Raw genomic sequence first — 16036 nt, 5'->3', positions numbered from 1 at the left:
TAAAAATATCGTAAATCCGATTGATTTCATCGGCAGAATATTATCTCTAAATATAAAATTCTTATCATTTTTATTTTTGTAATTAAAATTAAAATACAATGAAAAAGATTTTTTTAGTAGCTTTATTGGCTACAGCAGGTATTGCAAGCGCAAATGATTTAAAGATGGAAAAAAAATCAGAGACAAAGAAAGAAACTCAAGAAAAAGCAGAAAAAGCTAAAGCACAAAGGTGTACTCAGTATGGGATGGTTGCATGGTGCAAACCCAACGACATGGTTTTAGATACAGTATGTTGGGATGACTCAGTTTCTGGAAGTTACGAACAGTCAAGAGCATGTATTAGAGAAAACGGTCAACTATATAATATTTTCATGTGTGGAAGTAGTGATTACGCAGGTCTTACACAAAGTATTTACTAAAAACCAATTTTTTTAATTTTTATTTTTATTTGAAATGAAATTTCTTTATTTATTATTGCTCTGTTGTTCAGGTTTACTTTCTGCACAAAAAGTAGATAGTTCATTTATTGAATGTAAGTATTTAACTACATTTTTAATTGATACAGCAAATATTAACACGCTTAAAAAAGAGTTAGTCTCTCTTAAGATAGGTAAAAACTATTCTTTATTTCGTAGCGATATTAAAGAAAAAGCTGATTCACTTGCTAATGCAGAAATTGATAAAAGCATTTCTAACCCGACTAATGGAATTGCAGTCATTAATACAGGCAATTTAGTACACGCAAAATATATTCCTGAAGTTTATTATATGAGTGGTATGGCAATTATATATGACAAAATTCTTAATGTTACATACAATTATGAAGCCCAAGAAAAAGCCAAATGGGATTTTGTAAATGAGACCAAAATTATTCAAGGTTATACCTGCAAAAAAGCGGTTGGAAAATATCATCACAAAACCATTATTGCCTGGTACACCAAAGAAATCCCTATTTCTGAAGGACCTTATACTTTTAAAAATTTGCCGGGATTGGTTTTAGAGGCTTATGATTCAAAAGAACATTTTCATTTTACATTAGAAAGTCTGAAAAGAGTTTCAAAACCTATTCTTCCTTTAGAGAGAACTGTAAATACTGACTACGAAAAGTTTGCGAAGAAAAGAGCACAGATTTTTAATGATCCTATAGGAGCCTTTATAGGAATATTTGGCAAAACGCCTTCTAAAGCACACCAGGAAACAATGATTAAAAATATAAGAAGTATTAATAATTATCTGGATTAAAATTAACTTATAAAACCTTCAAATCGAAGGTTTTTTCTTTATTAGGATATAGCATTGTATATTTGTAAAAATATAAAATCAAAAATGAGTACAATCGAATTCAACGAAATGTGGAGAGAAAAACTACTGAACCGTTTTCTCAGCTATGTAAAAATATTTTCAACAAGTGACGCAGAAAGCGAGACGACACCCTCTACAGAAAGACAATGGGATATCGCCAATTACATCGTAGAAGAACTTAAAACAATCGGTTTGGAAGACGTTTCTATTGACGAGCATGGCTACATTATGGCTTATGTTCCTTCAAATTTGGACAATGACAGTCAGCCAACAATCGGATTTATCTCTCATTATGATACTTCACCGGATTTTAGCGGTGAAAATGTAAAACCACAGGTTTGGAAAAATTATCAGGGAGAAGATTTAATACTAAATAAAGAAAGTAATTTCACTTTATCTCCTTCAAAATTTGAAAGTTTAAAAAAGCATATCGGCCAGACTTTAATTACAACAGACGGAAATACGCTTCTCGGAGCTGATGATAAAGCCGGTTGTGCAGAAATTGTAACCGCAGCAGAATACTTAATCGCTCATCCAGAAATCAAACACGGGAGAATGGCGCTCGGTTTCACTCCAGATGAGGAAATCGGACGAGGAGCGCACAAATTTGACGTTGCTAAATTCGGGGCTGAATTTGCTTACACAATGGATGGAAGTGAAGTTGGAGAATTGGAATATGAAAACTTCAACGCAGCAGGAGCTGTCGTAAAAATCCACGGCTTGAGTGTACACCCAGGTTACGCATTCGGAAAAATGATGAATGCAAGTCTTTTGGCAGCAGAATTTATTCAGTCTTTACCTTCGAATGAAACTCCTTCAACCACAAAAGGTTTTGACGGTTTTTATCATTTGATGGATGTAACTTCTGATGTTTCAGAATGTAAACTTCAATACATCATTCGTGATCATGACGAAGAGAAATTTGAGGCTAGAAAAAAATTCTTGCAAGAAAAAGTGGCAGAATTTAATCAGAAACATGGCGAAAAAACCGCTGAAGTTGAGATTAAAGAGCAGTATCGTAACATGAAACAGCAGTTTGAAGGCAAAATGCATATCGTTGATCTTGCAGCAAAAGCGATGAAAGAAGCGAATATTGAACCAAAAATCAAAGCCATAAGAGGTGGAACAGATGGAGCGCAGTTATCGTATATGGGACTACCTTGTCCGAATATTTTTGCAGGCGGAATGAATTTCCACGGACCTTATGAGTATGTTGCTTTGGAAAGCATGGAGAAAGCGCTTGAGGTGATTGTGAATATTGTGAAAGCTTAATAATTTTTCATATAAAATTGAAATCCTGTTCGAAAATTGAGCAGGATTTTTTTATTGAAATTCAGTTTTCTTCTTTACAAATTTTATATTGTCAAAGTCTTCGATTACATATAGCTCAGAAACAAACTTTTTATGATTTTTTGTTTCTTTAAATTCAATTTCATGAGATTTTGAATTCACGCTTATAGTATCATTATAATCAAGACCATCTGATATTGTAGTGTATATCTCTGCAATATCGCCATTAATTCTGTATGGATAAATACCTGTTGTAAGACTATCATTAAATGTATCTACAGAACTCTCTGTTAATTTTAATCTGATAAGCCCAAAAGCATGATTGTTTGAAGTTCTAAAATCAACTACGCAACCTTTAAATTGGACATCATTATTTAAAACGCTGTCTCTTTTTTCAGCATTTTCTGCTTCAATTTTATTGCTATAAATAATCATTACAATAAATAAACAAATTAAAATAGGAAATTTGATCCAATTTTTCATATTCGTTTTTGCTTATTTTTAAAAATTTTCTTTTCTAAATTTAGTTTCAGGATTTTTTACAACATCTTTAATAAATTGTCTTTCACAGGCTCCAAATTTCGAGAAATTTTCTCGTCCTTTTCTTAATGTCATCCGATTTGGATTACTTATTACATCTAAATCAGTTTCTCCATCTTCTTCCCAAAAACAAACAAGACAAATTTCAGCAACTCCCATTTCTTCAAGAGAAAAAAATCCACAACAAACGCATTGGAACTTTTTATCATTATTATTTTCATCCATTAATTTAAAATTAACTAAAAAACCACTACAAAAAATGCAGTGGCTTCACAATATTTAAAATTAAATTTTAGTCATTCTGTTTATTTCCTAAGAAAGCATCCCAACCTTGCGCCGTCAACGTAACCAATTGGTTAGAACCTCTTGCCACCATAAAATTACCTTCTTCTTTTTCAACCGCATGACCGATAATCGTAAAATCCGGATGATTTCTCATTTTTTCAAAATCATTCGGCGAAATCGTGAACAGTAATTCGTAATCTTCACCACCGCTTAAAGCCGTCATGACAGGATTTAAATTCAAATCATCAGCCGTAGTAATCGTCAGATTATCCATCGGGATTTTCTCTTCATACAATCTGAAACCTACTTTTGATTGGTCAGAAAGATGCAGAATTTCCGAAGCCAAACCGTCTGAAATATCAATCATAGACGTTGGTTTGATATCCAACTGCTCTAAAATTCCTTTGACATCAGTTCTTGCTTCCGGTTTCAATTGTCTTTCCAAAATATAGTCAAAACCTTCCATTTCAGGCTGCATATTTGGATCCGCTAAGAAAACGGCATGTTCTCTTTCCAAAATCTGAAGTCCCATATAAGCGCCACCTAAATCTCCTGAAACAACAAGCAAATCGTTTGGCCTTGCGCCGCTTCTTTTGACAATATTTTCTTCGTCTTCAATTCCGACTGCTGTAATACTCATCACCAAACCTGCGTTTGAACTTGTGGTATCTCCGCCAATCAAATCCACTTTATATCTTCCACAAGCTGCCTGAATTCCTGAATATAGTTCCTCCAAAGCTTCTACCGGAAAACGGTTCGAAACCGCCAGCGAAACCAAAATTTGCGTAGGTGTTGCATTCATCGCAGCTATATCACTAAGGTTCACAACAACCGCTTTGTAACCTAAATGCTTCAACGGAACATATCCCAAATTGAAATGAACTCCTTCCGCCAAAACATCAGTCGTTAAAACAACTCTTTTATTTCCTGGATTAATGACCGCGGCATCGTCTCCTACTCCAACCTCCGAAGATTCGTTGGACAGAGGGAAAAATTCCGTTAAGTGTTTTATCAGTCCAAATTCTCCCAATTTAGAGATGGGTGTTAATTCTGGTTCTTTATCTTCAAACATATCTATTTTATAAGTGATGATTGATAAATGATAAATGATGCTGAATTTTAAATCTATCAATCATCTTTTATCTCTTATCATTTATTTATTAAAAATTGCCGGATCAATATTTTCAGGGCGGAAAGGAAGTTTTTTGAAATCTTCTCTTGTCATTAAAATGGTTTCAGCAGTTTTGTATTTATTCATCGCTTCAACAACATCATCCGGCGGTGAAGTCATTTTTCTTAACATCGTATCAATCCAAACACCTGTCGCTTCTGAAGTCGCACAGTGCGAACCGTCAGGAAGATAAAACTTATGCACAAAACGGTAAATCGCTGCATCATCTGCACATCCGTCAATTTCAAGACTTACGATGACTTTTTGGTCAGCAAAAATTTCTTTAAAAAACGAAAATCTCTCATGCATAATCACCGGACCAATTCCCCATCGGCTCATTTGGGTAACTCCCATTTTTTCTTTTTTCATAAAAGCCATTCTCGTTTGCGCGCAATACTGCACGTATGATGAGTTAGCGAGATGTTTATTGGCGTCTAGATCGCTCCAACGCACTTCAAATGTATGATAGAATGTCATTTAATAATAGTTTTAAAATTGAACTTTTGTTTACCACAAAAGTCACAAAAGAAATATCTCAGTTTTTTAAAAGTCTAAATAAATTTAAAGTCCACATAAGCAAAAATCAAAGATTTTTAAAAACTAATGTGTTCTTCTATAAATTGTTGAAAGGCAACTTAAATAACTAATGTGTTTCAAAAGCTTTTGTGACTTTTGTGGTTATAATATTAGGCTAAAAGTTCAAAAATTACAATCCTCAAAATTACTCAAATAAGATGGTTTATAAAAATTGTAGTTTTGTAAAAATAATCTTCAGCATAAGATTACATAGTTATGAAGCAAATTATCATTATCGGAGGAGGCGCAGCAGGATTTTTCTGCGCGGCAAATCTTGACGAAAAGAAATATAAAATCACCATTCTTGAGCAGAATTCAGACGTTCTTCAGAAAGTAAAAATTTCGGGAGGCGGAAGATGCAATGTTTCGCATGCATGTTTTGACCCAAAAGAATTGGTTCAGTTTTATCCTCGTGGAAATAAGGAATTGCTTAGTGTTTTCACCAAATTTCAACCGGGTGACACCATGGATTGGTTTGAAAAACGAAAAGTTTCGTTGAAGATAGAAAATGACAACAGAATTTTCCCGGAAAGCAATTCTTCGCAGACGATTATCAATTCTTTTCAGAACGAAATTCAGCAGAAAAATGTTGAAGTAAAAACAAAATGTTCGGTAAAAGAAATTGAAAAGCTTGATGAAAGTTATATTGTAAAAACAAGTTTGGGAGATTTTGAAGCCGATTTTGTGATTTACACGACAGGAAGTTCTCCGAAATCATTGAAACTGATTGAGAGTTTAGGTCATAAAATCATTGATTTGGTTCCTTCGCTTTTCACATTTAATATAAAAGATGACTTGCTGAAAGATCTTTTGGGAACAAGTTTTGAAATGGCAGAAACATCAATTCCAAAATTAAAAACTGAGGAAAGCGGACCTTTATTGATTACGCATTGGGGACTTTCCGGGCCTGCAATTTTGAAAATTTCGGCTTGGGAAGCGATTAATCTGGCAAAAGTAAAATACAATTTTGAAGTTCAGGTGAATTTTATTTCTAAAGATATGGACGAGGCAGAAGAATTATTTCAGAATTTTAAAATTTCAAATCCGAAAAAATCAATTGGTTCATCAAAGATTTTTGATGTGACCAATCGTTTTTGGCAGAGAATTTTGGAAGTTTCAAAAATTGATTTGAATAAACAGATCGCCAATGTTTCAGGAAAAGAAATGCAGACGATTTTGGAGAATTTATGCAAAAAGAAATTTCAGGTAACCGGAAAATCGACGTATAAAGATGAATTTGTTACCGCGGGAGGTATAGATTTAAAAGAAATTAATTTTAAAAATATGTCTTCGAAAATTTTGCCTAACTTTTACGTGGCTGGAGAAGTTTTAAATATTGATGCAGTGACCGGAGGATTTAATTTCCAAGCTTGCTGGAGTGAGGCTTGGCTGATTGCGCAAGATTTGAATAATTTAAACTAAAACATAAAATGAAAAAGTTATTACTTATTATCTTACTCATTAATTCTATTAACATTTTCTCACAAGTGATTCTTCCAGAAGGAAAAACAATGATTTCTGAGGAAGAACTTAAAGAAAGAGGATTTATAATGGCAATCTATCCTGGAGGAATAGATGCTTTTAGACAAAAATTTACTCAAACTTTTAATTCTAGTAATATAAATTCTAAAGGAGTAATAAAATCTGAAGCTCAGTTTGTTATTTCTGAAGAAGGAACCGTAAGTGATATTATAATTAGTGGTGATAACAAATCAATGAATAAGGCAATGGAGCGTGCCATAAAAACATTATCAAAAGCAAAATGGAAACCCGCTGAACTTGATGGAAAACCTATCAAATTTAGATTTAGACTTCCCATTACAATGGAGTTTCATTAAATATGCTTATATCCAAAAGAAATATTCTGAAAACCTTAAGAACCATTTTACTTATCGGGTTCGGGTATTTCTTTTGGTTAATGCTGAATATCACTTTAGAATACATTCCTTTAAATACCAATGTCAGTTTTTTAATGATTAAACAAACCGAAGTTGTCGAAAGACCAGAATATCTTTGGTTTTTCTACTCTCATGTATACACGAGTATTGTCGTTTTGCTTGCAGGATTTTTAGCCATTCTGAGAAAAGATTTTGGCATTAAAAACTTTCACAAAAATGCAGGGAAAATTTACATCTTTCTTATTCTATTTCTCGCAGCACCATCAGGAATTTACATGGGAATTTTTGCGAATGGCGGTTTTTTATCTAAAATTTCTTTCGTTATTTTAGGCTGCCTTTGGTGGTTTTCAACCTTTAAAGCCTATCAATTAGCGCGGCAAAAGAAATTCAAAGAACACAAACATTGGATGTGGCGAAGTTTTGCATTCACACTTTCTGCCATCACTTTGAGAATGTGGAAAGTTTTTATTGTATATTTATTCCACCCGAATCCGATGGATGTTTATCAGATTATTGCCTGGCTCGGTTGGATTCCGAACATCATTTTAATTGAATATTTAATCACCAAAAAACACTTATAAATATGAAATTTTTAAAATTTACTTTCACTTCTTTGCTGATTATTTCGCTTTCAGCTTGTAAAAAAGATGGAAAAATCACCCAAACATCAAAAGATTCTTTAACTACCAAAAATGATTCTGTGGTTGCCCCAGAAGTTCACAAAGAATTTTATGGAATTTATATGGGAGATTTTGCAGGAAAAGGAATGATCACTTCTGAAGACGGCGAAGAATATGAAGGTAATATTTACAAAAGAATCGCTCTGAAAATCAACAGAATTACAAAAGACAGCGTGTACGGACAAAGCATTGTTGACGGAAACCAAAGGCCTTTTCGCGGAATTTTTAATGAAGCAGGAAAATCATTTATCCTTGATGAACCCGGAAATGATAAAACTGATGGAAGATTTGAGGTTAAATTAAATAGCGACAGTCTTACCGGAAACTGGAATGCATTCAACAAATCAGCAGTAAAAGCTCCTAATAAGACTTTAAAACTGATCAAAAAAGAGTTTGTTTACAACCCGAACTTTATGCTAAATGAAAATAACGATCTGATCGACTGGGAAAATCCTAAAGATTTTGTTGAAAAATACACCGATGAAGAAACCGGAAAAACAGAAACTTATACCACTTCTAAAAACAGAGTTGCTTCTGATGCCGTTTTCAAAATCAATGCATCTAAACAGAAATTAACAGAAAAAGATCTGAAAAACCTTCGAAAACTGGATATGGAAATCATTAAAAATTCGGTTTTTGCAAGACACGGATATTCTTTCAAAAAAGCTACTTACAGACATTTCTTTGAGCAGACCGATTGGTATATTCCTGTTTCCAATAATGTTGATAGTGAGCTTTCTCCAATGGAAAAAGAAAATGTTGCTTTACTCAATCGTTTTATCAAATATGCGGAGGATAAATATGATCAGTTTGGAAGATAATTTGCTGAAATGCTGCTATTTTTGCTTTAGCAACAGCATTTTATAATCTTTGTTTTGAACCTTTATATTTTGTTGTAATTTTCCTTTTTCATAAGAGAAAATTTGTACAGGATTGCAAATTTTTCCTCTTTTGTATTTTTCTAAATGGTTAAAACTATCAATAATAAATCTTTTCTTCTCACAATATAATTCTAATTGATCATTAACAATTTTCCACTTTCCTGATTCTTTTTGAGCACAAGTTGAATATTCATAAGTATAATCCTCTCTTAAATTGAGCTTGAGCTTAATAAAAAAATTCCCATGCTTTAACTTATTCAAATAACTAACTTCAGGAGACGTATAAACGCCAAATATTTGCTCAGTTTTTTCTGGTGAGCAAGATAAAAGCAGAATAAAAATCATAAATAACGACTTCATAAAATGCTATTTTTTAATTTTTACAAAAATATATAATAAGAAACATCCAACTCCATAACACAGAATATCGATCCACGAGAAAGAATTTCCGATTACAATGTACATCAGACTTCCCGGCTTGAAGCCTAATTTTTCTGCAATATTAAAAAACTGTGCAAACTCTATCAAACATGAAAAAGCAAAAATTCCAAGAATAAGTTTTGTGTCATTCATGATCAAAAAGCTTTTCACAAAAGTATACAACAGCATCACAACAATGACGTCTCCGAGATAGGCTCTTACGAAAAATTGATCCTTTAAAACAGTGGCGATTAAAACTTCAATAAGGAAAATAAATATCGTTAAGAGAAGATATTTCAGGCTAAATTTAAATTTCATCTTACTAATTTGGAAAACATCTTTATTTGTGTTAAAAAAAAGGACAAAAATCCGCTTAATTGAGTATTCGAATATATAGAATTTTTACTATTTTTTTACTTTAATTGTACATCCTATTGCTACAGTTTTTGTGGTTTCTATTGGTTCTCCTTTGATTAAAGAATTTACGGCATCTTTTACATAATGCTCAGTTGCTTCAGCAGCATTTTCGTAGTTATTATCGATAGCTCCAATGTATTTTACAATATTTTTATCGCCTTCTTTTTGTAACACAAAAACATGAGGCGTTTTTGTCGCTCCGTATTGAGGATAGATTTTCTGCCCTTCATCAAATAAATAAGGAAATGTAAAGCCTTTCTCTCCAGCTCTTTCAATCATTTCTTTAAAACCATCTTGAGGCTGAATTTTGGGATCATTCGGATTAATCGCGATTACAGGATAACCCTGACTTTTAAAAATCTTATCTAATTCTACAATTCTATCTTCGTAACTTTTTGCGTAAGGACAATGATTGCAGGTAAAAACAACAATAAAACCCTTTGCATCGCCAAAATCTTTCAGCGAAACTATTTTACCGTCAATATTTTTGAGCCGGAAATCCGTTGCAGCATCTCCAACTTTATAACCTTTAGATTCAGCCGAACTTTTTACAGATTCTTGTTGAGATGTATTTTGAGCATTTAAATTAAATATACTGAATCCGATAAGAAGTGCAGTAAATATTGCTTTTAATTTTTTCATATTATAAATTTTTGTTGATTGTATTTTCGAGTTCATCTTTACTCATTTCGCCTTCATTGAAATGTATTTTTTTACCACTTTTATAGAAAATCGTGACCGGAATATTCCCTTCCCAACTTTCATCAAATCTGGGAATCCATGTGTTCATTCTTTTAATATCATCCAGCAACACCACTTCGGCGGTCAGTTTTTTCTTTTTAATAAACTGAATTACCTTTTCTTTATCCTTTGCACGATCCAACGAAACCAGAAGCATTTTATATTTCGGATTATTTTTAAATTTTTCGTTGATTTTCATAAAATCCGGAAGCTCTTTTACACAAGGCGCACAAGTTGTCGACCAGAAATTTACTACTAAAATTTTATCCTTATCATTTTGAATTTGCCTTTCAAGCTCTTCATAATTCACCAGTTTCACTTCTTTTTGTACTTGCCCTTGATACATAGACGATGCAAATATTAAAGCCAAAAATCCTAAAAAATTCTTCATTCTCAAATTTAGCAAAAGCATTGACAACTTAATGAGAAACAATTTGTTAAACTTTGTTAATCATCAATAAGTTTACTTTTTGTTTAAATTAAAACAGTGTTTACCAATATTAATTTGTGGTATCTTATTTGATGATTTTTTATATCAACTATACATCTGAAATCATTTTCAGAATCAGTATTAAAATTAAATTTAATGAAAAAAGCAGTTTTTTTGATTGGTCTGTTTTTCATAACGCTCCTTTCTGCTCAGGATTCAGGAACAAAACCTATGGTTCAAAAACAGGCAACTACCTATCCTGATTATTCAGTTTTGACTACGAAAATGAGTTTAAAAGATGTCGTTACCAACGCAGATACGGTTCCAGAATTTCCCGGCGGACTTAAGGTTTTTAAAAGAAAATACTTTGAAAGCATAGAAACTTTAGATGTAAAAATCATAGAAAAAGTAGATACACGCCTTTATTTTATTGTCGAAAAAAGCGGTTATGTAAGAAATATAACAGCGATCGGAACCAATAAAAAACACGCGGAAGCTGCTGAATTAGGACTAAGAAGAATTTTTGCACGATGGAAACCTGCGACAATCAATGGCGAACCAGTACGTTATCTGATGTATTTTCCTTTGACGAGTAAAGAATTTTGATTATTTCCCGATCATCTTTTTAATTGAATTCAGCTTCATCAAAGCTTCAATCGGTGTCAAAGTATTAATGTCTATTTTCGTCAGTTCTTCTCTTATATTTTCTAAAACAGGATCATCTAATTGGAAAAAAGATAACTGCATATTTTCTTCGGTCACCCTTTTTACGCCTTCTGACGAACCACCTTGAGAACGGCTGGCTTCCAGAGTTTTCAGAATTTCATTAGCTCTGTTCACTACTTTTGAAGGCATTCCCGCCAGTTTTGCCACATGAATACCGAAACTATGCTCACTTCCCCCCGGAATTAATTTTCTTAAGAAAATAATATTTCCTTTGTTCTCCTGAATGGAAACGTGAAAGTTTTTCACCCGCTCAAAATTCACCGTCATTTCATTCAACTCGTGATAATGGGTTGCAAATAAAGTTTTTGCCTGCGAAGGATGCTGATGAAGATATTCCGCAATGGCCCATGCAATGGAAACTCCGTCATAAGTGGAAGTTCCACGACCGATTTCGTCTAATAAAATCAAACTTCGGTCTGAGATATTGTTCAAAATATAAGCTGCCTCATTCATCTCCACCATGAAAGTTGATTCACCGGCAGAAATATTATCTGAAGCTCCAACTCTTGTAAAAATCTTATCTAAAACTCCAATTTCAGCGTGTTTTGCAGGAACAAAACTTCCGATTTGTGCCATCAGACAAACGATTGCCGTCTGACGTAGAATCGCAGATTTACCCGCCATGTTGGGACCGGTCACCATAATGATCTGTTGTGAATCTTTATCTAAAAAAATATCATTCGGAATGTATTTTTCGCCTAATGGAAGTGCGTTTTCAATGATTGGATGTCTCGCTTCCTTTAAATCAATTTTAAAACCGTCATTCAAAACAGGTTTGGTATAACTTTCAGAAACCGCGAGTTCAGACAGACCAACTGCAACATCAAGCTGCGCAATAATATTTGAATTTTCCTGAATTCTGTCCATGTAAATCATCGTATCCGAACATACTTTTCGGTACAGTTGATTTTCCAGAACACTGATCTTTTCTTCAGCGCCCAGAATCTGACTTTCGTATTCTTTCAGTTCTTCTGTGATGTATCTTTCTGCATTTACAAGCGTCTGTTTTCTGATCCAATCACTAGGAACTTTATCTTTGTGGGTGTTTCTTACTTCAATAAAATACCCGAAAACATTATTAAAATCGATTTTCAGACTGGTAATTCCGGTGCGTTCCACTTCACGCTGACACATTTCGTCCAGAAAACCTCTTCCTTTATTTTGCAGACCTCTCAGATGATCGAGTTCTTCGGAAATATTCTGTTTGATCACATTTCCTTTCGCTAAATTGACAGGAAGTTCTTCATTCAAATGATTTTCCAGCAGTTGAATCAAATCATCTAATGAATTTAAAGGCTCCAACCAGGCTAAGACATCGGCGTGAGGATGAAGCAAGCCTTTAATTTTCTGAATATTGATCAGACTCTGACGGAGATAACCTAATTCTTTAGGTGAAATTTTTTCCGCGGCAAGTTTTCCCATCAATCGGTCTAGATCTGAGATCGCTCTCAGTAATTGTGAAATTTCATATTTTAAATGATCATTTTCGTTTAAAAAGTCAATTAACGAAAGCCGTCTTGCAATTTCTTCGACAGATTTTAATGGTAGAATAATTCTTCTTCTCAATAATCTTCCGCCCATTGGTGTAGACGTTTTATCGATAATATCCAACAAAGATTTTCCTTTCGGATGGCTTGGATAAACGATTTCGAGATTTCTCAGCGTAAAATGATCCATCATCAGATAATCTTCCTGCGGAATAATCTGAATTTTGGTGATGTGCGCCAGTAATTTGTGATGCGTATCTTCAACCAGATAAGCGAAGATGGCTCCTGCCGCTGTAATTGCCAAAGGTAAACCTTCGACTCCATAACCTTTTAACGAATTGGTTTTAAACTGATTCGTCAGTTTTTCGTAGGCAAAGTTATATTGATATGCCCAGTCTTCCAGTTTGAAAACGTTTCTGTTTTTCAACTGATCGGGAATCTGTACACTTCGTTGGTAAATAATTTCACTTGGGTCAAACGTGTTGATGATGTGTAAAATTTTATCTAAATTTCCTTCGCTCACCAAAAATTCTCCGGTAGAAACATCCACCATCGCAATTCCGTATTTTTCTTTTTCTTTATGAAGAGAAAGCAGGAAATTGTTCTTTTTGGAAGTTAAAACCTGATCGTTGAAAGTAACTCCGGGCGTAACCAGTTCTGTCACACCACGTTTTACAATTCCTTTGACGGTTTTTGGATCCTCCAGCTGATCGCAAATTGCAACACGAATTCCGGCTCTGACCAATTTAGGCAAATAGGAATCTACCGAATGATGCGGAAATCCCGCCAGTTCGATATGACCGTCACCGTTCGCTCTTTTCGTCAGAACAATCCCCAAAATCTGAGAAGTTCTAACAGCATCCTGACCGAAAGTTTCATAAAAATCGCCCACTCTGAAAAGCAAAAGCGCATCAGGATATTTCGCCTTGATGGTATTGTACTGCGTCATTAACGGGGTTTCTTTCTTCGTCGCCTTTGCCATATAAAAATTAAAGCCCAAATTTATGTATTAAATTTAGGGTTTCAAAGTTTTGAGGAATCTCTTAAAGTTTTATTTCTAAAAGTTGACCGTCTTCCTTGATTTCCACAAACTTACTTTCTCTGTTTGCAGAATCATAGTTGTAGAAAAATGTACTGTAAACTGGTGTAGAATAAATTGCTTGTCCGTAAACGTTATAGCCTGTTTCTGTAGCTGTTTGCTGTCGATAAGAAGAGGTTGCCGTAAAATCAACAATTGCTTCTAAATAATATTTTCCCGGTTTCATTTTTTCAAATTTAAATCTTCCGTAAGCATCGGTTGTTGCTTCTATTCTGTATTTAAAAGCATCTTCAGACATCAAAATCTGTGTTTTTTTATTCTCCTTTTTACTTCTCAGTTTATACCATTCATTAAAATAATCTGTACAGGGGAAAAGCATAACAACAGTACCTTCTTTAGCATATTGTTTTTTAGCTAAAGGTGCCTTAAAACCATATGCGTTTTTTTGTTTGGTGGAAGCTACGCCTTCGATTGTAGATTTTCCGTAAGAAATCATTTCCTGTGCTTGTTTTTTGTCGAAAAAAGCCTGCGGATAAAAAGTATCTTTCTGTGCAAAAGAAAAAATTCCTGTAAATAGCGAAATAATTAAAAAAAGTTGTGTTTTCATCTTGATTAAATTTGTGATTGTAACAAAAATAATACATTTGTCAGTAAAATATAAATTGTGATGAAAAAAATATTATTCTTTCTTCTGTTTTCAAACGTTTTTCTACAGGCACAGAAACAATGTGGCTTTGTGAATGGTCTTCAGGAAGGAAATTGCATTTTCTTTTATGATAATGGTCAGAAAAAATGGGACCAGAATTGGAAAAAGGGAAAGTTGGAAGGAAATTATATTGCTTATTTCGAAAATGGAAAAGAAAAAGCAAAAGGCTTTTATAAAAAAGACAAAAAAGTTGGTGAATGGGTCTATTATGATGAAAGCGGATCAAAAACCGGCATAGAAAAATACAAAGGCTGGAAAGGTGATGTTTATTATGACGAATCTGAAAATACTTATTTTAAAAATGAAAAAATAACTAGCCAAGGAAAATTTGTAAACGGAAAAGAAGAAGGCAAATGGAAATTTTTCTACGAAAACGGAAAACTAAAGTATGAATCTAATTTCGTAAACGGAATCAGAGAAGGAGAACAGTTTTCATATAAAGAAAACGGGAGCTTAGAAGAAACAAATTTATATAAAAATGGAAAACTGATTTCTACAAAATAGCTGATAAGTGAAACAGAAAAATTGCAAATTCAATTATTTTATTGTTTCACTCTTATTTTTTATATGTTTTTCTAAAGCTTCATTTGCTTTCTCATACGCCCATTTCTGCTTGTAATCAACCCATTCAGCTTTAAATAATTTGCGTAAAATCTTATCGGTATAGCGCATAATAAAAACATGATACAGCATATTGGCAAAAACTTTCGGTTTATTCGGTAAAGCTCTAAGCGACATTGAAAAGCCCGGTTCCAAGTATCTGTTGAAATGCCAGAATGCTCCGGGAATAAAAAGTGCATCGCCATGATCCATAAAGATTTCAATGCCTTTGGCGTATTTCAACGCCGGAAATTTCTCGTAATCCGGGTTTTCGTAATCGATTTCGTAAACCGTGTGAACTGAAAGCGGAACTTTATATAAAAATTTCGACTGTTTCTGGTCAAAGAGCAAAATTCTTTTCTTCCCTTCAAAATGAAAATGCATAAAATCTCCCAAATCAACGTCATAATGCATCAGAACATGCGAATCACTTCCTCCAAAAAATAAAGTTGGAAGCCGCTTGAAAAATTTAATTCCCAAATCAGGATACGTAAAGTTTTTCAACAGTTCAGGAAGCCTGTCGGTGATGATGTAAAAGAAAATACGCAGATCAGAAGGTTTAGATTTTATCGTGTCGATATAATCTTTCATTTTCATTTTTGCAACGGGCGCACCTGAACTTTTTTTGGAATCTGCAGGCTTGTTGTCATACAGCGGAACTTCCTGTTCGCCCGCTTTTTCTTTAATGAAATCAAAATTCCATTTATCGAAAGCTTCCCAACGGCTTGCGTAGTTTTTGATCAGAAGAGGCTTCTTTTTTTTGAAATAATTTTCCTGAAAATCTTCTTTGGTTATGTCATTTACAACATCTACGTTTTCGAGAATCATGAGTTTGTAATTTAATGCG

General features: G+C 33.6%; 20 protein-coding genes. 9 read left to right on the top strand and 11 right to left on the bottom strand.

The features are described 5' to 3' along the window. Positions 1-98 precede the first annotated feature (98 nt). The 3 genes from NZ698_RS10490 (at position 99) to pepT (ending at position 2574) form a co-directional block, all read left to right on the top strand. On the top strand, positions 99-419 hold the full coding sequence (locus NZ698_RS10490; protein WP_263003059.1) for a hypothetical protein: 321 nt from the start codon (positions 99-101) through the stop codon (positions 417-419). Between the two features lie 34 nt (positions 420-453). Next, complete coding sequence (locus NZ698_RS10485) at positions 454-1242, top strand: GLPGLI family protein (RefSeq protein ID WP_263003058.1); 789 nt, start codon at positions 454-456, stop codon at positions 1240-1242. A gap of 84 nt (positions 1243-1326) precedes the next feature. Next, entirely contained in the window at positions 1327-2574 is a 1248-nt protein-coding gene (gene pepT, locus NZ698_RS10480; protein WP_263003057.1) for a peptidase T, read from the top strand. Positions 2575-2625: 51 nt separating this feature from the next. Here the strand turns inward: pepT and NZ698_RS10475 are convergent, their stop codons facing one another. The 4 genes from NZ698_RS10475 to NZ698_RS10460 all read right to left on the bottom strand — a co-directional run bounded on the left by NZ698_RS10475 (position 2626) and on the right by NZ698_RS10460 (position 5065). Continuing rightward, on the bottom strand, positions 2626-3075 hold the full coding sequence (locus NZ698_RS10475; protein ID WP_263003056.1) for a hypothetical protein: 450 nt from the start codon (positions 3073-3075) through the stop codon (positions 2626-2628). 18 nt (positions 3076-3093) lie between these two features. Further along, positions 3094-3357, bottom strand: coding sequence for a CPCC family cysteine-rich protein (locus tag NZ698_RS10470; protein WP_263003055.1), 264 nt, complete (start codon positions 3355-3357; stop codon positions 3094-3096). Between the two features lie 67 nt (positions 3358-3424). After that, positions 3425-4489, bottom strand: coding sequence for a thiamine-phosphate kinase (gene thiL / locus NZ698_RS10465; protein WP_263003410.1), 1065 nt, complete (start codon positions 4487-4489; stop codon positions 3425-3427). Between the two features lie 81 nt (positions 4490-4570). Further along, entirely contained in the window at positions 4571-5065 is a 495-nt protein-coding gene (locus NZ698_RS10460) for an acyl-CoA thioesterase (RefSeq protein WP_263003054.1), read from the bottom strand. A 315-nt stretch (positions 5066-5380) separates the two neighbouring features. Here NZ698_RS10460 and NZ698_RS10455 point away from each other — a divergent pair, with 315 nt between their 5' ends. Genes NZ698_RS10455 through NZ698_RS10440 form a run of 4 tightly spaced genes read left to right on the top strand, consistent with a single transcriptional unit; the run spans position 5381 to position 8563 of the window. Beyond that, positions 5381-6586, top strand: a complete 1206-nt coding sequence (locus tag NZ698_RS10455) for a BaiN/RdsA family NAD(P)/FAD-dependent oxidoreductase (protein WP_263003053.1) — start codon at positions 5381-5383, stop codon at positions 6584-6586. An 8-nt stretch (positions 6587-6594) separates the two neighbouring features. Then, on the top strand, positions 6595-7002 hold the full coding sequence (locus tag NZ698_RS10450) for an energy transducer TonB (RefSeq protein WP_263003052.1): 408 nt from the start codon (positions 6595-6597) through the stop codon (positions 7000-7002). A 2-nt stretch (positions 7003-7004) separates the two neighbouring features. Next, positions 7005-7643 (top strand): DUF2306 domain-containing protein, encoded by a 639-nt coding sequence (locus NZ698_RS10445; protein ID WP_263003051.1) that lies wholly within the window; start codon positions 7005-7007, stop codon positions 7641-7643. 2 nt (positions 7644-7645) lie between these two features. Next, positions 7646-8563 (top strand): YARHG domain-containing protein, encoded by a 918-nt coding sequence (locus NZ698_RS10440; RefSeq protein ID WP_263003050.1) that lies wholly within the window; start codon positions 7646-7648, stop codon positions 8561-8563. 15 nt (positions 8564-8578) lie between these two features. On the opposite strand, the gene NZ698_RS10435 is transcribed toward NZ698_RS10440, so the two are convergent. The 4 genes from NZ698_RS10435 to NZ698_RS10420 all read right to left on the bottom strand — a co-directional run bounded on the left by NZ698_RS10435 (position 8579) and on the right by NZ698_RS10420 (position 10592). Further along, positions 8579-8983: a hypothetical protein gene (locus tag NZ698_RS10435; RefSeq protein ID WP_263003049.1), complete on the bottom strand. Its 405-nt coding sequence runs from the start codon at positions 8981-8983 to the stop codon at positions 8579-8581. A gap of 6 nt (positions 8984-8989) precedes the next feature. Continuing rightward, the gene (locus NZ698_RS10430; RefSeq protein WP_263003048.1) at positions 8990-9361 is read right to left on the bottom strand and encodes a ribosomal maturation YjgA family protein; all 372 of its coding nucleotides are present in this window, start codon (positions 9359-9361) and stop codon (positions 8990-8992) included. An 87-nt stretch (positions 9362-9448) separates the two neighbouring features. Further along, on the bottom strand, positions 9449-10102 hold the full coding sequence (locus NZ698_RS10425) for a thioredoxin family protein (RefSeq protein ID WP_263003047.1): 654 nt from the start codon (positions 10100-10102) through the stop codon (positions 9449-9451). A 1-nt stretch (position 10103) separates the two neighbouring features. Next, a complete protein-coding gene (locus tag NZ698_RS10420; RefSeq protein WP_263003046.1) occupies positions 10104-10592 on the bottom strand; it encodes a TlpA family protein disulfide reductase in 489 nt (162 codons plus the stop codon). Positions 10593-10787: 195 nt separating this feature from the next. Here NZ698_RS10420 and NZ698_RS10415 point away from each other — a divergent pair, with 195 nt between their 5' ends. Then, positions 10788-11237 (top strand): energy transducer TonB, encoded by a 450-nt coding sequence (locus NZ698_RS10415; protein WP_263003045.1) that lies wholly within the window; start codon positions 10788-10790, stop codon positions 11235-11237. Here NZ698_RS10415 and mutS read toward each other — a convergent pair whose 3' ends face one another. Together mutS and NZ698_RS10405 are read right to left on the bottom strand one after the other, a co-directional pair. Further along, positions 11238-13826: a DNA mismatch repair protein MutS gene (gene mutS / locus NZ698_RS10410; protein ID WP_263003044.1), complete on the bottom strand. Its 2589-nt coding sequence runs from the start codon at positions 13824-13826 to the stop codon at positions 11238-11240. A gap of 61 nt (positions 13827-13887) precedes the next feature. Beyond that, positions 13888-14490 carry a hypothetical protein gene (locus tag NZ698_RS10405; RefSeq protein WP_263003043.1) on the bottom strand — a complete coding sequence of 201 codons (603 nt, stop codon included), beginning with the start codon at positions 14488-14490 and terminating at the stop codon, positions 13888-13890. Positions 14491-14550: 60 nt separating this feature from the next. Between NZ698_RS10405 and NZ698_RS10400 the strand changes: the two genes are divergently transcribed. Beyond that, a complete protein-coding gene (locus tag NZ698_RS10400; RefSeq protein ID WP_263003042.1) occupies positions 14551-15093 on the top strand; it encodes a toxin-antitoxin system YwqK family antitoxin in 543 nt (180 codons plus the stop codon). 33 nt (positions 15094-15126) lie between these two features. Here the strand turns inward: NZ698_RS10400 and NZ698_RS10395 are convergent, their stop codons facing one another. Continuing rightward, positions 15127-16017, bottom strand: a complete 891-nt coding sequence (locus tag NZ698_RS10395; RefSeq protein ID WP_263003041.1) for a cupin-like domain-containing protein — start codon at positions 16015-16017, stop codon at positions 15127-15129. Positions 16018-16036 lie beyond the last annotated feature (19 nt).

It is taken from the genome of Chryseobacterium edaphi, from assembly GCF_025628985.1.
Taxonomy (GTDB): domain Bacteria; phylum Bacteroidota; class Bacteroidia; order Flavobacteriales; family Weeksellaceae; genus Chryseobacterium; species Chryseobacterium edaphi.
This window is presented reverse-complemented; position numbering and strand designations above follow the sequence as displayed.

Coding starts and splice junctions, on each gene's coding strand:
- NZ698_RS10445 (WP_263003051.1), top strand. CDS start 7,005: ATGCTTATATCCAAAAGAAATATTCTGAAAACCTTAAGAACCATTTTA.
- NZ698_RS10405 (WP_263003043.1), bottom strand. CDS start 14,490: ATGAAAACACAACTTTTTTTAATTATTTCGCTATTTACAGGAATTTTT.
- NZ698_RS10435 (WP_263003049.1), bottom strand. CDS start 8,983: ATGAAGTCGTTATTTATGATTTTTATTCTGCTTTTATCTTGCTCACCA.
- NZ698_RS10460 (WP_263003054.1), bottom strand. CDS start 5,065: ATGACATTCTATCATACATTTGAAGTGCGTTGGAGCGATCTAGACGCC.
- NZ698_RS10490 (WP_263003059.1), top strand. CDS start 99: ATGAAAAAGATTTTTTTAGTAGCTTTATTGGCTACAGCAGGTATTGCA.
- NZ698_RS10475 (WP_263003056.1), bottom strand. CDS start 3,075: ATGAAAAATTGGATCAAATTTCCTATTTTAATTTGTTTATTTATTGTA.
- NZ698_RS10425 (WP_263003047.1), bottom strand. CDS start 10,102: ATGAAAAAATTAAAAGCAATATTTACTGCACTTCTTATCGGATTCAGT.
- NZ698_RS10450 (WP_263003052.1), top strand. CDS start 6,595: ATGAAAAAGTTATTACTTATTATCTTACTCATTAATTCTATTAACATT.
- pepT (WP_263003057.1), top strand. CDS start 1,327: ATGAGTACAATCGAATTCAACGAAATGTGGAGAGAAAAACTACTGAAC.
- NZ698_RS10415 (WP_263003045.1), top strand. CDS start 10,788: ATGAAAAAAGCAGTTTTTTTGATTGGTCTGTTTTTCATAACGCTCCTT.
- NZ698_RS10400 (WP_263003042.1), top strand. CDS start 14,551: ATGAAAAAAATATTATTCTTTCTTCTGTTTTCAAACGTTTTTCTACAG.
- NZ698_RS10395 (WP_263003041.1), bottom strand. CDS start 16,017: ATGATTCTCGAAAACGTAGATGTTGTAAATGACATAACCAAAGAAGAT.
- NZ698_RS10455 (WP_263003053.1), top strand. CDS start 5,381: ATGAAGCAAATTATCATTATCGGAGGAGGCGCAGCAGGATTTTTCTGC.
- NZ698_RS10485 (WP_263003058.1), top strand. CDS start 454: ATGAAATTTCTTTATTTATTATTGCTCTGTTGTTCAGGTTTACTTTCT.
- mutS (WP_263003044.1), bottom strand. CDS start 13,826: ATGGCAAAGGCGACGAAGAAAGAAACCCCGTTAATGACGCAGTACAAT.
- thiL (WP_263003410.1), bottom strand. CDS start 4,489: ATGTTTGAAGATAAAGAACCAGAATTAACACCCATCTCTAAATTGGGA.
- NZ698_RS10470 (WP_263003055.1), bottom strand. CDS start 3,357: ATGGATGAAAATAATAATGATAAAAAGTTCCAATGCGTTTGTTGTGGA.
- NZ698_RS10440 (WP_263003050.1), top strand. CDS start 7,646: ATGAAATTTTTAAAATTTACTTTCACTTCTTTGCTGATTATTTCGCTT.
- NZ698_RS10420 (WP_263003046.1), bottom strand. CDS start 10,592: ATGAAGAATTTTTTAGGATTTTTGGCTTTAATATTTGCATCGTCTATG.
- NZ698_RS10430 (WP_263003048.1), bottom strand. CDS start 9,361: ATGAAATTTAAATTTAGCCTGAAATATCTTCTCTTAACGATATTTATT.